This window comes from Fenollaria sp. (assembly GCF_057222035.1).
Window position 1 is genome coordinate 63,980 of the sequence record NZ_JBXXYC010000006.1, and the last position, 15,354, is coordinate 79,333.

Annotated in this window: 11 protein-coding genes and 1 pseudogene; 9 read left to right on the forward strand and 3 right to left on the reverse strand. The window is 35.6% G+C overall.

Annotation, left to right across the window (positions count from 1 at the left end):
• Window position 1: 1 nt before the first annotated feature.
• The gene (locus AC2UOP_RS05545; protein ID WP_484832931.1) at window positions 2-1,963 is read left to right on the forward strand and encodes a S9 family peptidase; all 1,962 of its coding nucleotides are present in this window, start codon (window positions 2-4) and stop codon (window positions 1,961-1,963) included.
• Window positions 1,964-2,025: 62 nt separating this feature from the next.
• Here the strand turns inward: AC2UOP_RS05545 and AC2UOP_RS05550 are convergent, their stop codons facing one another.
• Together AC2UOP_RS05550 and AC2UOP_RS05555 are read right to left on the reverse strand one after the other, a co-directional pair.
• Window positions 2,026-2,544: a ClbS/DfsB family four-helix bundle protein gene (locus AC2UOP_RS05550; protein WP_484832932.1), complete on the reverse strand. Its 519-nt coding sequence runs from the start codon at window positions 2,542-2,544 to the stop codon at window positions 2,026-2,028.
• 75 nt (window positions 2,545-2,619) lie between these two features.
• Window positions 2,620-3,488 (reverse strand): annotated as a pseudogene (locus tag AC2UOP_RS05555) (BRO-N domain-containing protein).
• Window positions 3,489-3,621: 133 nt separating this feature from the next.
• Here AC2UOP_RS05555 and AC2UOP_RS05560 point away from each other — a divergent pair.
• From AC2UOP_RS05560 to AC2UOP_RS05575, 4 genes are all read left to right on the forward strand, one after another.
• Window positions 3,622-4,302 carry a trimeric intracellular cation channel family protein gene (locus AC2UOP_RS05560; protein ID WP_484832933.1) on the forward strand — a complete coding sequence of 227 codons (681 nt, stop codon included), beginning with the start codon at window positions 3,622-3,624 and terminating at the stop codon, window positions 4,300-4,302.
• A 375-nt stretch (window positions 4,303-4,677) separates the two neighbouring features.
• A complete protein-coding gene (locus tag AC2UOP_RS05565) occupies window positions 4,678-6,006 on the forward strand; it encodes a hypothetical protein (RefSeq protein ID WP_484832934.1) in 1,329 nt (442 codons plus the stop codon).
• 150 nt (window positions 6,007-6,156) lie between these two features.
• Window positions 6,157-7,386: a stalk domain-containing protein gene (locus AC2UOP_RS05570; RefSeq protein ID WP_484832935.1), complete on the forward strand. Its 1,230-nt coding sequence runs from the start codon at window positions 6,157-6,159 to the stop codon at window positions 7,384-7,386.
• A 121-nt stretch (window positions 7,387-7,507) separates the two neighbouring features.
• The gene (locus AC2UOP_RS05575; RefSeq protein ID WP_484832936.1) at window positions 7,508-8,818 is read left to right on the forward strand and encodes a hypothetical protein; all 1,311 of its coding nucleotides are present in this window, start codon (window positions 7,508-7,510) and stop codon (window positions 8,816-8,818) included.
• A 118-nt stretch (window positions 8,819-8,936) separates the two neighbouring features.
• On the opposite strand, the gene AC2UOP_RS05580 is transcribed toward AC2UOP_RS05575, so the two are convergent.
• Window positions 8,937-9,557 carry a DUF3841 domain-containing protein gene (locus AC2UOP_RS05580; protein ID WP_484832937.1) on the reverse strand — a complete coding sequence of 207 codons (621 nt, stop codon included), beginning with the start codon at window positions 9,555-9,557 and terminating at the stop codon, window positions 8,937-8,939.
• A gap of 221 nt (window positions 9,558-9,778) precedes the next feature.
• Between AC2UOP_RS05580 and hutH the strand changes: the two genes are divergently transcribed.
• The 4 genes from hutH to AC2UOP_RS05600 are packed head-to-tail and all read left to right on the forward strand — an operon-like array spanning window position 9,779 to window position 15,238.
• Window positions 9,779-11,308 (forward strand): histidine ammonia-lyase, encoded by a 1,530-nt coding sequence (gene hutH / locus AC2UOP_RS05585; RefSeq protein WP_249242467.1) that lies wholly within the window; start codon window positions 9,779-9,781, stop codon window positions 11,306-11,308.
• Window positions 11,309-11,330: 22 nt separating this feature from the next.
• Window positions 11,331-13,370 carry a urocanate hydratase gene (locus AC2UOP_RS05590; RefSeq protein ID WP_484832938.1) on the forward strand — a complete coding sequence of 680 codons (2,040 nt, stop codon included), beginning with the start codon at window positions 11,331-11,333 and terminating at the stop codon, window positions 13,368-13,370.
• Window positions 13,348-14,610 carry an imidazolonepropionase gene (gene hutI / locus AC2UOP_RS05595; RefSeq protein ID WP_484832939.1) on the forward strand — a complete coding sequence of 421 codons (1,263 nt, stop codon included), beginning with the start codon at window positions 13,348-13,350 and terminating at the stop codon, window positions 14,608-14,610. The genes AC2UOP_RS05590 and hutI overlap by 23 nt, the downstream gene beginning before the upstream one ends.
• Window positions 14,600-15,238 carry a response regulator transcription factor gene (locus AC2UOP_RS05600; RefSeq protein WP_484832940.1) on the forward strand — a complete coding sequence of 213 codons (639 nt, stop codon included), beginning with the start codon at window positions 14,600-14,602 and terminating at the stop codon, window positions 15,236-15,238. Before hutI ends, AC2UOP_RS05600 begins: the two co-directional genes overlap by 11 nt.
• Window positions 15,239-15,354 lie beyond the last annotated feature (116 nt).

The following is a 15,354-nucleotide window of genomic DNA, read 5'->3' on the forward strand; positions in this document are numbered from 1 at the left end:
AATGAAGATTAATATAGATGATTTTAAATTGAACAAACCTGTATCTGCGCTTAAGATCTCGCCGGACGGTCGTCACAAGGTATTCACTGTGACTGATGTTGATATGGGGAAGAATGAGTACAAAAACTCATTTTATATGCTTGATGAGAATGATTCTTTGAGGAGACTGTCTACTAATGACGTCTCTTCTACTTATGCTGTGGACAATGGCGGAATCATTTTCGCGAAGGCTGATGAAAAAAGGAAGTATGCGTCTATCGTTTATCGTCTAAGTTTTACGGGCGGTGAAAGGGAAGAGCTTTTTAGGCTTATGTACCCTATCAATAGTATTCGCATCATGGATGAGGAAAGACTCGTTTTAAGTATCGGTAATTCTGAGAAAATCAGGCACTTTAAGGATATGGATCAAGAGACTTACGAGAAAAAATCGGCTGAAATGAAGGAAGAGGATGACTATACTATATATGATGAGATTCCTTTTTATCTTAATGGTGCTGGTTATATCAACAAAATTCGTTCGTCGCTTGCCATATACAATATGAAGAGTGACACTCTTAAGATGATTACTGATGATTTTACCAATGTTTCGAGCTATGATATAGCGCCTGACATGTCTGAAATTATCTACACTTCTGAGTCTTACACTGACAAGGCGCCTATAAAGAGCCAAATTTATGTATATAGTTTTGCCGAGGATAAGTCTGTAAAACTTAATTATGAGGGCGGACTGAGCTATTACGGACCAAGCTATGCTGGGGATGATGTTTTTGTATTTGCGACTGACCAAGAGGCCCACGGCATCAACCAAAATCAAAGGGTCTACCTTATTGACAAGACTAAAGAAAATATTAAGTGTATAAACGAGGACTTTGATATGTCCATCGGCTCATCTGTCGGCTCTGACCTTCGTTATGGCGGTGGATATTCGTTTAGAGTTTTAAATGATAAATTATATTTTATATCGACTCTTCAAAATAGCGCCGATTTATTCGCCATTGACAAGAAGGGTAAATTGGAAAGACTAAGTAAAGTAGTTGGCTCTGTTGATGAGTTTGACGCTTGTGAGTGCGGAGACATCTACGCTATAGGCATGCTTGACTACAATTTACAAGAAGTATATAAATTTGATGGCGGAAAATTTAAAAAGAGCACAGCCATAAACGAAGCTCTTCAAAAGACTTGGAACGTTGAAAAATACGATAAAATTACGTTTAATAATGACGATATAGATTTTGAAGGTTTTGTGATTAAGCCGGACGGATACAAAAAGGGCAATAAGTATCCTGCGATACTTGAGATTCACGGCGGTCCAAAGACTGTTACTGGCGAGGTTTTATACCACGAGTATCTATATTTTGCAAAGCAAGGATATTTTGTATTTTTCACTAATCCAAGAGGCTCTGATGGCAGGGGCAATGAATTTATGAACATCAGAGGCAAGTTTGGTACTATCGATTATGACGATTTGATGAAATTTACTGATGTGGTTTTGGAAAAATATGAGGACATCGACAGGGATAATGTTCATGTGACTGGCGGAAGCTACGGCGGTTTCATGACTAATTGGATTATCGGTCATACGAACAGGTTCAAATCGGCTGCATCTCAACGCTCGATATCGAACTGGCTAAGCTTTTTCGGTGTATCGGACATAGGCTACTATTTTGCAGATGATCAAAATTTAGCGGATCCGTTTAATTCGCCTGAGGCTTTATGGGAGCGTTCTCCACTAAAATACGCTAGCGATGTAAGAACACCAACATTATTTATCCACTCGGATGAGGACTACAGATGCCCTCTAGAGCAAGGCATACAAATGTTTACAGCGCTTAAGTACTTCGGAGTCGACTCTAAGATAGTTATATTCCACGGAGAAAATCACGAGCTAAGCCGCTCTGGCAAGCCAAAGCACAGACAAAGAAGACTTGACGAGATAATCACATGGTTTAAAAAGAGATCATAATATAGAAAAGCCTGGTTACTTTTGTAACTAGGCTTTTTGCTTGGATATGTTTTTTGTATTTCTTATAAAGCAAGCTTTTTCCACTTGCGGATTTTTGTTCTAAATGTGCCAAAGGGGGCGATCGTATTTACGTGAATAAACTTGTAAACTTCCCACGTAGCCGTTTTTGTTGCTTCATCAGCCCACTTTCTCATATGAGGCTTAAATAATTCATCATCGCTTAATGAGTCAATCATTTCACATATGGCACCAACATTGTCACTTAACATATCTTTAAGTTCACTAAGAGATAGCTTTGCATATGTATCAGTAAAGTATTGGTATAGTTTGCCGAGCTCATTCCATTTGAATTTATCAGATGGAGTTTTAACTTCAATGCCATTTCTTTCATCATGCTCCCATTTTAATAGAAGTGATGTCCATCCGACTTGATAGGCAAGGTTCTCGGCGGGCGTTCTATCCACTTCCTCTACACGTGTATTTTTTAAATTTTCTGATATATCGTCAAATTCAGCGATGTATTTTTCAAAGCTTTTATTGATAACTGATTTTAATTCTTCTTTATTTTGATATGTTCTCATTTATCTTCTTCCTTATTAGTATGATATTAGTAAAATGTTTTTTTCTAAAGTTGACAATTTGTCACGACTATATATTTATTTTCTATTTTCACTATCTTCAATATTCGAAATTTTATTTGAAACATCATCAATTAATTTTGCAAAATCTATAGCATTTTTAGATGTAATAACTGGTTGACCAGTTTCTTTCTCAATTTCTTTTCTTGCGTTTCCAGCTATTGATCCGCCATCTTTTGCTACTTTCTTGTTCTCATCTAAACCTTGTGGATTTTTTGTTTTCGTAAGTTCAGTTGTTGTTGCTTCAGAGGCATATTAAGAACTATTTCAAGAGTAGACATATTGTCTCTAAGGTTTTCCTTTTTTAGGCCTTTTAAATTTTTATATTCTCTAGTAGTCATTCCTGACCAAGCCATAGAAATTTCATTTGTTAGTATTGCATATTCTTTGCCAGCCTTGATGCCGTGATCTTGCCAAGTGTCAGTAAGTTCCTTTCTTACTTGTATCGCTTGAAGTCTTTGGTTAATCCACTCTCTTGAATAGCCTTTTTTTAAATATGTATCTAAAGCTCTATCAATCATTAATTCAGGATCAATGATTTCGTCAATTCTTTCTTTACCTACTTCAGCTAACCACATTTTGAATGGCTCTGCCTTTGGTGATGGAACAGATTGTATTATACGGAAAATGCCTTGCATATCGGCGACGTCTGTTTTATAAAATTTACCATCTTTTGGCGACTCCATTTTCAGTTCGTGACAAATTGTCACGAGCTCATTTCCCTCTTCCTTTAGTCTTTGTTTTAGCTTACGCCAATAAGCGCCAGGATCTTTACTATCAGTTAAAACTCCAACTATGTCAATAATAGAAAAGTACCACTCTTCTTTTTCATTATCCCATGCTGAACGTATTTGTCTTCCCTCAAATAATTTAACTTCGTTATCCATTTTACACCTCAATAGTATCTTTAAATATAAATTCATATCTATATTATATCATATTTTGAAGATTAAAATATTTACAATATTCCATAGCTAAAAAACGAATTTTGTAGTATAATTATCTTAGGGGGAAAATATATTGGATTACGAAAAATTTTATTATATAGCAGAAATCGTCGGTACCGTTGCATTTGCATCATCTGGCACCTTAGTCGCCATCAGAAAAGGCATGGACATCTTTGGCATAGTGGTTCTCGCCATAATCACAGCGGTTGGCGGAGGTATCATAAGGGACATAACACTTGGAATTACGCCTCCTATGGCATTTAGAGACACGACATATACAAGCGTTTCGATAGTGACAGCCTTGGTTTTAATTGTATTTTTGTCAAAAAAGATAAAGATACTTAGCCTAAAAGGTGTTGACAGAGAATTTATGATTAAATATACACAATTTGCCTCAGTACTCGACGCCATCGGACTTGGTATATTCACAGCAAGTGCAGTAACAGTCGGCATTGCACGTGGCTACATGAACAATCCGTTTTTACTGATCTTCGTAGGGGTTATCACAGGCTGCGGCGGCGGTGTCATGAGAGATTTGCTTTCGGACACAATACCGATTATATTCACAAAAAACACGATTTACGCAGTCGCCTCACTTTTGGGCGCAGTCGTATTTATAGTTTTGAGACCATTTGGAGCAAATTTCGCCTTCTTTATAGGCGCCTTAACTACAGTAGTTATCAGACTTTTGTCCATGAAGTACAGGTGGAGTTTGCCAGACGTATCATCAGACCTCGTTGATGGTGATGATTAAGAGAATTTAATACAGATTTTACAGAAGAAAGCTTTGTTTATTCACAAACAGAGCTTTTTTTTATGTTTATATATTTGTTATGTGAAGAGAACTGTTGATAAGTCTGTGGATAAAATTAAAATCACAAGAAAATAGCTTTGTCAAGTACTATTTTTGCAGAATATGCCTGTGGATAAAGTGGATAACTTTGTTAATAAGTGTAAAATAGCGATCTTTAGTGTGGATAAAAATGTGAGCAAGTGAATTATTAAATTTTTTAAATATTTGTAAGCTTAGTATTAAAAATATTTATAAGGAATAAGACCATTTCCATTGCTTTTATATTTCTTTAGTAGTATAATAAAGTTACAATATCTATTAAGGAGGAATTATATTATGAAGAAGAAAATTTCATTGTTACTTGCGATTTTAATGCTTGTAACACTAATCCCAACAGCATTTGCTGAATCAAAAACAGTAGATGCAGTTAAAAACACTAAAAAAGTGACACTTGACGGAGAAGAAGTGAAGGTAGGCGCATACGACGTAGAAGGCTACAACTACTTAAAACTTAGAGACGTGGCAGCAATTTTAAATACTAAAAAATGCCAATTCAACGTTGGTTTTGATAAGCCAACAAAGCTAATCACAGTTGAATTAGCAAAAGGCTACGAAAAAGTTGAAGGCGATCTAGCAGAAATTAAAGACGAAAAAGCAAAAGCAATCGTTTCAGTTAAGAAAATCCTTGTTAATGGCGAAGAAAAAGAAATAAAAACAGCTCTTATCAATGAATATAACTATATGCAATTAAGAGACCTTGGTTCACTTGTAGGACTTGACGTTAAATATGACGCAAAAAATAAAGTTATCATGCTAAAGAGTGATGCTGAAGAAAAAGAAGAAAAGCCAGAAGATAAAAAAGACGAAAAAAAAGAAGAAAAAACTGACGATAAAAAAGAAGAAAAAGTTGAAGACAAAAAAGAAGATAAAAAATCTGATGATAATGTAAAAGTTATTAAAACTGATAATTTTGATGAATTAGAAACAGCAAAACTAAATGCTATGGAAAAACTACACGATGTGTTTGCTAAATATACAAAAGACAGCTACATGGTAAAGAGCAATTTATTTACACAAGTAATACCAGGAGCCGACACTATGATATCTCTTAAGAATTTTGCTAGATTACTTGGTAGCGATTTATATATAGAAGAGCATACAAGCAAGAAAAGAATAGAAGAAGTTGACGGAATACCATATTATGCTGTAGAATTTACTTATCCAAACGGCTCAAGCTTAGTAGAAAGACTTAGCGTTGAACCAGTAGATGGCGATTTTAAATTCTTAAAGAATGTGTTAATATTACCTATGATAACAGTAGATGGTGATAAGTCTTCTATACTTGATAAGGATCAAGATTATATAATAGAAAATATTAAAAAATTCCACGACGCATTAGCTGCAAAGAATTTTAAAGATGCTAGCGATGCATTAAAAGCACTTAATTTTAAAGCTACAGAAGAAAATGTTAAGAAAATGTTTGCACTTAGATGTGAAAATGCAGAAAAATTGGGAGTAGAAATATTCTCTACAGATTATACTTTTAAAAACGAAAAAGACGAAGACGATTACGCTTATACATTTACTTACAAGAATGGCGCAAAATTTATGATATATTTGAATAAACAATATCCAGGCTTAGCTAGTCTAGTAGTTGATAAATAGAATAATTTTTATGAGCAGAGTCATTACAGATTCTGCTCTTTTTATTTTTATAAATATAATTAATATAAAACAATTTCACGAGTATATTGATTTTGTATTTTTTAAGTAGTATAATGAACTTAATAATATTTATATGAGGAGGAATATATTATGAAGAAGAAAATTTCTTTGTTACTTGCTATTTTAATGCTTGTAACATTTATCCCAACATCATTCGCTGAGAGAAAAATTGTTGACGCGAAAAAGAACAATCAAAGAATAGCCCTAGATGGAGAAGAAGTAAAGGTAGGCACTTACTTAGTTGAGGATTATACTTACATCAAATTACGTGACGTTGCCGCTCTATTGAATGGAACAGCAAATCAATTCGACATTGGCGTTGCTGCGGAAGATCCTAAACAAATTGTTTTAGCACGTGGTTATGAATACAAAAAAACTGACGATGATCTTCAAGAAATTAAAAAAGATAAAGCTAAGGCTAGCGTGGGAGTTATGAAAGTTAGCGTTAGAAAAGACCCAGAGGACCTTAAAACAGCTTTAATTGATGGCTTCAACTATGTTCAGCTAAGAGATTTAGCAAAGCTTATTGGATTTGAAGTAGCTTATGATGCTAAAAACAAAACTATTTTAATAAATACTGTAAAGAACAACGAAAACTATGTAGATGATGATAAGAATAAAGTTTCTGAATCTGAGTGGACTGAAGCTGAAAAAGAATGGTTCAATGGTAGAAAAACTTACTTAAGCAATATGGTTCTAGTTATATTCGGTTTTGCAAGTGCAGATAGCCCTAATATTGAACAAATAAAACAAAAATACTTGGACAACCTAGGATTAAGTGTTCTTGGAGGAAGAAAGCTTTTTCAAGGCTCAATAACAAGCCAAAGTAATAGGGTTGAGATTAGAGATGGCATTAGATATGCTATAGCTACTTTAATCTACGAAAGTGGAGCAACTGTGGTATATGAAGGACAAAACATTGGACAAGAAAATGAATTCTGGAATACTTATTTTTATAATACAGTAATACTAACTATTGCAGACAAATTACCTGAAAAGTATATGAACGATAAAAATGCTGCTTGTGAACAAATAGTTAAATTTTACGATGCTATAGTTAATAAAGATTATGAAAAGGCTGTTAAAGAAATAAAAGAACTTAAGATAAATGCGACTGTTGAAAGCGTTAAGTTATTTGAAGAAAGAATGAAAGAATATGCTAATGGAGTAGAAATATTTAGAAAAGAGTATACAACAGTATTTAAGACAGACGAAAATGGCGACCCACATGTATTTTTCCAATATAGCGACAACACTGTTTTTGAATTAGCATATATCGGAACAAACTCTACTGGTATTTTAGCAGCAACACGCAAATAAATTAATTAATTAATCAATTAATCAAAAAATTGGGAGCGAAGGCTCCCTTTTTTTGCCTTGCTTTTATATTTCTTTAGTAGTATAATAAAGTTAATAATATCTATTAAGGAGGAATTATATTATGAAGAAGAAAATTTCATTGTTACTTGCTATATTAATGCTTGTAACATTAATCCCAACAGCATTTGCTGAGTCAAAAACAGTAGATGCAGTTAAAAACACTAAAAAGGTGACACTTGACGGAGAAGAAGTCATGGTCGGCGCATACGACGTAGAAGGCTTCAACTACTTAAAACTAAGAGACGTAGCAGCAATTTTAAATGCTAAAAAATGTCAATTCAGCGTTGGCTACGATGAGCCAACAAAATTAATCTCAGTAGAACTAGCAAAGGCTTATGAAAAAGTTGAAGGCGACCTAGCTGAAATTAAAGATGAAAAAGCAAAAGCAATAGTATCAGTTAAAAAGATCCTTGTTAATGGCGAAGAAAAAGAAATAAAGACAGCTCTTATTAATGAGTATAACTATATGCAATTAAGAGACATTGCTTCGCTAGTAGGACTTGATGTTAAATATGACGCAAAGAACAAAGTTATCATGCTAAAGAGTGATGCAGAAGCAAAAGAAGAAGAAAAGAAAGAAGAAAAGAAAGACGAAAAAACTGATGATAAAAAAGATGAAAAGAAGGAAGAAAAAACTAAAAATGAGAAATCTGATGATAAAAAGTATTCTGAAGAAGAAAATAAAGTATTTAACTTTCTAATATCAATGATAAATCAAAGGATTGAGAAATTTAAAAATTTTGCTAATGTGCCTTTTACAGGAAACGAGGAAGATGATTTTCAAGCTCAATTAATTAACATGTCTATATTACACGGAAGAAGACTTTATATGGATGGAGCACGTATAGAAAAGAAGATCACTATGGAAGAAGGTAAAAAGTGCTATGTTGTTGAATTCACTTATCCTAGTGGTGGAAAAAATACTATCAAAGCTGCTATAGAAGAAGGCAAAGAAGGTGCAGTAATAACTGAAAGCCTTTCTTATTCTCCAATAATCGGTCTTATTGATAAAAGCAAAGATATACGTAAATTATCAAAAGATGAATTAAAAGAAAAGTTTACTAAGGTACATGATGCTTTTGGCGCTAATGATTACAAGAAGGCTGCAGAGTTATTAAGAGAGCTTAACTATGATGCTAATGAAGATAAAGTAAAAGAGCTTGTAGAATTAAAAAGAGCTGATGCAAAGAGATTTGGTAGAGAGATTTTCTCAAAGGATTACAAAGTAAGCGTTGAAACAAAGGATTTAAATGGAGCAGATTACGTGCTTGTAGTGTTTAGATACAACAACGGAATGGCTTTCAGATTCGATATATATCCTGAAGCAATTGAAGGCTTAGGAACTATGTTCTTATATACTGATCAATATTAGAATATGTATTTGCATTAGTGTAATTAAAGCTAATAAACAGTTCACAGATAAAGAAAGGGTCAAGCAATTATTGCTTGACCCTTTTCATGTTTATAGTATTTGCCAAATAGACGCAAAATTAGTTTTTCCAAGTCTCTTTCATATCCTTTACTATTTCAAAAAACTCATCGCCTGGATAAATTATATGCTTAATCCATTCTTCCTTAATTTGCCAAAGATTTGCTTGAACGACAAATTCGCTTCTATCTGTAATTTCAAAGATTCTTTCCCAGCTAGCGACAATTTCTTCTCTTAGATCATCAAAAATACCGTTGTATTTTTTCTCGAACAAGTTATACACTTTATCTGCGCTGCATTTTTTTAGAGAATTTTCGAAGCGTTTCGCATCATCTTCATCAAGTGGCACGTATTGATTGTTTAAAACTAGATCCCACTTTGCTCCATCGAAGTAAATAACTTCGTCCTTTGGTACTGTGATTGCATAAACGACTTCTTTCTCGATTGGCTTTAAGCAGTTTCTCTTTGAGACGCTGCACCAAATTGGGTAGCTTATATCATTTGGCTTAGGAACTCTTTTAGATGCCATCTTAACGAAATAATCATATTTTTCTAAGAAAAAGTCTGAAATGTCTCTCATATGTAAGCTCACATAGAGCCTTTTATTTTGTATAATGCCTTTATTTTTTAATTCGTAGAGGCTATTCTCATGCTGTCTTGTATATAAATTTACATATTCCATAATATCACCTATTTATTCATACCCAATATTTCGGATTTGAAATTTTAATCCTTGACTATAAATATTTTCTATGGTATAATATCTATGGATGAGGTGAAAGGTATGATATTCATACATAATTATTTATTTACTCACAATTTTAATAAAAAATAGATTTAAGGAACGCCATGTGCGTTCCTTTTTACTTTATCAGAGTACTAACTTAGTAAAAGGAGGACATTATGGAAAAGATCGTAATCAATGGCAAAGATCTAACAATTGAAGATGTGGCAAAGGTAGCAAGATGCCACGCAGAGGTTGAAATTTCAAAGGATGCAAAGGAAAAAATCATTGCGTCAAGAAAACTTGTTGACAAGTTTGTTGAAGAAGAAAGGGTTATCTACGGAATCACAACTGGTTTTGGAAAATTCTCTGAAGTACATATCTCAAAGGATATGACTAAAAATTTACAAAAGAATTTAATTATGTCTCACTCATGTGGCGTTGGCGAGCTTTTTGACGAAGACATCGTTAGAGCCATCATCCTATTGAGAGCTAATTCGTTATCTAAGGGTTATTCTGGCGCAAGACTTGAAACTATAGAAACACTTGTTGCTATGCTTAACAAAGGCGTTACACCATGTATTCCTGAAAAGGGTTCACTAGGTGCATCAGGTGACTTAGCTCCTCTTGCTCACATGGTTCTACCTATGCTTGGTCTAGGCGAAGCTTTCTATGAAGGCAAGAAAATGACTGGTAAGGAAGCTATGGACAAGGCTGGCATAGAATGTATCGAATTAACTAGCAAGGAAGGTCTAGCTCTTATCAATGGTACTCAAGTTTTAACTGCTGTTGGCACATTAACTTTATACGATGCTATTAAGCTTTCAAAATTAGCTGATGTTGCTACATCTCTTACAATGGAAGCTATGGGCGGAATTATCGATGCATTCGATGAAAGAATCGCTGATGTTAGACGTCACCAAGGCATGTATGATACTTCATATAATGTTAGAGCGATTCTTGAAGGATCAAAAAATATTACTCGCCAAGGTGAATTAAGGGTACAAGACGCATACTCACTAAGATGCGTTCCGCAAATTCACTGCGCACCAAAGGATACACTAAATTATGTTAAGAGCAAAGTTGATATCGAAATCAACTCTGTTACTGACAACCCAATCATCTTCCCAGATGACGAAGCAGTTATCAGTGCTGGTAATTTCCACGGCGAACCAATGGCTCTACCATTTGACTTTTTAGGCATTGGTATCAGCGAACTAGCTAACGTATCTGAAAGAAGACTAGAAAGACTAGTAAATCCAGCATTATCAGAAGGACTTCCAGCTTTCTTAGTTAAGGAAGGCGGAGTAAACTCTGGCTACATGATAGTTCAATACGCAGCTGCAGCTCTTGTTAGCGAAAACAAAGTACTAGCTCATCCAGCAAGTGTTGACTCAATACCATCATCTGCCAACCAAGAAGACTTAGTATCTATGGGTACTATAGCTGCTAGAAAAGCTAGAGAAATTTATTTAAACGCAAGAAAAGTTATAGCTATGGAAATGTTTGCTGCATGCCAAGCTATTGACATAAGAGGAGATAAAGGTCTTGGTAAGGGAACTAAGGCTGCTTATGACGAAGTAAGAAAAGTAATAGACTACATTGACAAAGATAGGGTTATGTACTTTGAAATCAATAAAGCTGAAGAATTATTAGCTGATGACAAGGTTCTTAACGCTGTTGAAAAAGCTGTAGGCGCACTTAAATAGTTATTAAGTAGGGAGGTTAATTATGAAATTTGATCTTAAAGACGCTATGACAATCAAACTTGATCCGGTTTTACCACCGATGCACAAGATTGATCCAAAGGTTAGAAGAGCACCTGTCAGAGACTTAACTCTTTCAAAGCATGAGATAGAGCTAGCTTTAAGGAATGCACTTAGATATATTCCAGAAGAGCTTCACGCTGAACTAGCTCCTGAATTTATGGAAGAGCTTATGACTAGAGGAAGAATTTATGGCTATAGATTCAGACCTGAGGGCAATATCAAGGCTAAACCTATAGATGAATACAAGGGTAAATGCATCGAAGGCAAGGCAATACAGTTAATGATTGACAATAACCTAGACTTTGACGTAGCACTATATCCTTATGAACTTGTTACTTACGGTGAAACAGGACAAGTTATGCAAAACTGGATGCAATACAGATTAGTTAAAAAATATCTAGAAAATTTAACTGATGAACAAACACTTGTAATGGAATCGGGTCACCCACTAGGCTTATTCAGAAGCCATAAGACTTCACCAAGAGTTATAATCACAAACTCATTAATGATAGGTGAGTTTGATAATCAAAAACATTGGCACAAAGCAGTTGCTATGGGCGTTGCAAACTATGGACAAATGACTGCTGGTGGCTGGATGTACATTGGACCACAAGGTATAGTTCACGGCACATACAATACAGTTCTTAACGCAGCTCGTCTAAAATTAGGCGTTCCACACGATGGCGACCTAAGAGGACACATCTTCATTTCATCTGGTTTAGGCGGAATGAGTGGCGCTCAAGGTAAGGCAGCTAAAATTGCCAACGGCGTTGGTATCATCGCAGAAGTTGATATTTCAAGAATCAATACAAGACTTGAACAAGGCTGGATAGACGAATGTTCAGATGACCTTGATCAAGTATTCAAATGGGCCAACGAAGCAAGAGACTCTAAGACTCCTAGAGCAATCGCTTATCATGGTAACATCGTAGACCTACTAGAATACTGCGTTAAAAATAACGTTCACGTAGAACTTCTTTCTGACCAAACATCATGCCACGCTCAATACGACGGAGGCTATTGCCCACAAGGCTTAACATTTGAAGAAAGAACTAAGATGCTTGCTGAAGACAAAGAATGCTTCTGTAAATTAGTTGACAAAACATTAAAGCATCACTTTGAATTAATCAAAACATTAGTAGATAGAGGAACATATTTCTTTGACTATGGTAACTCCTTCATGAAATCAGTTTTCGATGCAGGCGTTAAAGAGATAGCTAAGAACGGCGTTGACGAATCAGAAGGATTCATCTTCCCAAGCTATGTTGAAGATATCATGGGACCAATGCTATTTGACTATGGTTACGGACCATTCAGATGGGTTTGCTTATCAAATAAGGAAGAAGACCTAATCAAGACTGACCACGCAGCTATGGAATGCATTGACAAGGACAGAAGAGGCCAAGACCTTGATAACTACATCTGGATCAGAGATGCTGAAAAGAATAAATTAGTAGTTGGCTCACAAGCAAGAATACTTTACCAAGATGAAATCGGTAGATTAAAAATTGCTCTTAAGTTCAACGACATGGTAAGAAAGGGAGAAGTAGGCCCAATCATGCTAGGCCGTGACCATCACGACGTATCAGGAACTGACTCACCATTTAGAGAAACATCAAACATCAAAGACGGATCAAACATCATGGCAGACATGGCTACACAATGCTTTGCAGGTAACTGCGCTAGAGGTATGTCCATGGTAGCTCTTCATAACGGCGGCGGCGTTGGTATAGGTAAATCAATCAACGGCGGCTTCGGTATGGTTCTAGACGGATCAGACAGAGTAGATACAATACTTAAGGCAGCTATGCCTTGGGACGTTATGAGCGGTGTAGCTAGAAGAAGCTGGGCTAGAAACGACCACTCAATCGAAACAGCAATACAATATAACAAGGATCACAAAGACACTGACCACATTACTATTCCTTATCTAGTAGACGACAAAATTATAGAAAAAGAAATGGCAAAGGTGGATGAATATGAAGCAAAGCGTCATAATTAAAAATATTTCTTCGCTTTTAGCAACAAAGGCCCATGGTAAAGTTAGAGCAGGCAAAGCACAAGGCGAAGTAGAAATAATCAAAAACGCATATTTAATAACAGAAGACGATAAAATAAAAGCACTAGGTACTATGGATGAGTATAAGGATATGGGAGTAGATGAGAGTAAATCTACAGTAATCGATGCTACAGGCAAACTAGTTACATCGGGCCTTGTAGACTCACATACACACCTTGTTCATGGGGGCTCAAGAGAAAATGAGCTCTCCATGAAACTTCATGGCAAAACATACATGGACATAATGAACGCAGGTGGCGGTATACACGCAACACAAAGACATACCAAAGAGGCAAGCTTCGAAGAGCTTTATGAAAAGGCAAAAAAATCGCTTGACATAATGCTAAGCTATGGTGTTACAACTGTTGAAGCAAAGTCAGGCTATGGTATAGAAGACTTCGATACAGAGCTTAAACAATTAGAAGTAGCTAAAAAATTAAACGAAGATCATCCAATCGATTTAGTATCAACATTCATGCCATGTCATGCTATGCCAGATGAGTACAAAAACGACAGAGAAGCCTTTATAAATAAGGTTATCAATGAATATAATCCAAAAGTTATGGAAAAAGGTCTTGCAGAATTTGCCGACATCTTCTGTGAAGATGGTGTTTACAGCATAGACGAGTCAAGAAGAGTGCTTGAAGCATCGAGAAAAACTGGATTTAAGCTTAAAATACATGCAGATGAGCTAATTAGCTTTGGCGGAGCAGAGCTAAGTGCTGAGCTAAAATGCGTTTCAGCAGATCACTTGATAGGCGCATCAGATGAAGGCATAAAGGCCATGGCAGCTAATGGGGTTATAGCAAATGTACTTCCAGCGACAGCATTTAACCTAAACACAGGCAAATACGCAAGAGCTAGAAAGATGATAGAAGAGGGCTGCCCAGTAAGTATCTCTACAGACTACAATCCAGGCTCATGCCCATCTGAAAATATTCAATTAGCAATGCAAATAGCTTCAATCAAAATGAGAATGACACCAGAAGAAGTATTTAATGCTGCTACCATAAACGCAGCAGCAAGCGTACTTAGAACACAATCAATAGGTTCGCTTGAAGTAGGTAAGAAGGCCGACATCGCCATCTTTAACTGTGAAAATATCGATTACTTCATATATCACTTCGGTATAAACCACACATATAAAGTAATTAAGAACGGAACAATAGTTTATGGCGCTTAAATCATTTAGAGTATTAATAGTTGGCGGTTCAGAAATATACGCCCTAGGCATAAGAGCAGCTCTTTCAGCTTTTAACGATATGCACGTCGTTGAAAGCTTTAGAGATGCTTCAGATGCTCAAGAATATTTAACAATAAAGAGCGTAGATTTTCTCATCTATGTAGATGATGAACTAAATGAAAGAAAAAAGATACCCGAGCTACAAATGATAGCCGTTAAAGATAGGCGCTATAGAATACTCTTTATGACTAACAAGCCAAACACAGAAATGATAATTTCGCCAAAAGACTTTTATCTCGATGGCATCATAGACAAAGAACTTAGTGGAGCAAGTCTCAGACAAGCGCTTCTCGATATGAGAAAAGGGGTAGTAGTTGTGTCTAAAGAAAAAAACTTCAGTATACAGACGGAACAAAAATTGGGGGATTTTTTGGACCGTAAGAAGATTTACGACACACTAAGTTCACGAGAAAAGCAAATCCTACTAAGTATAAAAGAAGGCCTAAGTAATCAAGAAATAGCCAACAGATTTTTCATCACACTATCTACATCCAAAACACACATCTATAGATTGTATAAGAAGTTGGGGGTTAAGTCGCGCTCTCAAGCTATCAACTTTTTAAATTAGTTTTGCATTCAAGCGAGCCCTTGAGCTCGTTCCTTCCTCAGCAATGCTCACGTACCATTAGTACGCTGCGCTTGCTTCGTCGGTCCACATCGCTCAATCATCTCGCTTGCTCTGCA

Bases quoted from the DNA above. Each gene is read 5' to 3' on its own strand.
- AC2UOP_RS05545 (WP_484832931.1), top strand. From the start codon at position 2: ATGAAGATTAATATAGATGATTTTAAATTGAACAAACCTGTATCTGCG.
- AC2UOP_RS05550 (WP_484832932.1), bottom strand. From the start codon at position 2,544: ATGAGAACATATCAAAATAAAGAAGAATTAAAATCAGTTATCAATAAA.
- AC2UOP_RS05565 (WP_484832934.1), top strand. From the start codon at position 4,678: ATGAAGAAGAAAATTTCATTGTTACTTGCGATTTTAATGCTTGTAACA.
- AC2UOP_RS05570 (WP_484832935.1), top strand. From the start codon at position 6,157: ATGAAGAAGAAAATTTCTTTGTTACTTGCTATTTTAATGCTTGTAACA.
- AC2UOP_RS05575 (WP_484832936.1), top strand. From the start codon at position 7,508: ATGAAGAAGAAAATTTCATTGTTACTTGCTATATTAATGCTTGTAACA.
- AC2UOP_RS05580 (WP_484832937.1), bottom strand. From the start codon at position 9,557: ATGGAATATGTAAATTTATATACAAGACAGCATGAGAATAGCCTCTAC.
- hutH (WP_249242467.1), top strand. From the start codon at position 9,779: ATGGAAAAGATCGTAATCAATGGCAAAGATCTAACAATTGAAGATGTG.
- AC2UOP_RS05590 (WP_484832938.1), top strand. From the start codon at position 11,331: ATGAAATTTGATCTTAAAGACGCTATGACAATCAAACTTGATCCGGTT.
- hutI (WP_484832939.1), top strand. From the start codon at position 13,348: ATGAAGCAAAGCGTCATAATTAAAAATATTTCTTCGCTTTTAGCAACA.
- AC2UOP_RS05600 (WP_484832940.1), top strand. From the start codon at position 14,600: ATGGCGCTTAAATCATTTAGAGTATTAATAGTTGGCGGTTCAGAAATA.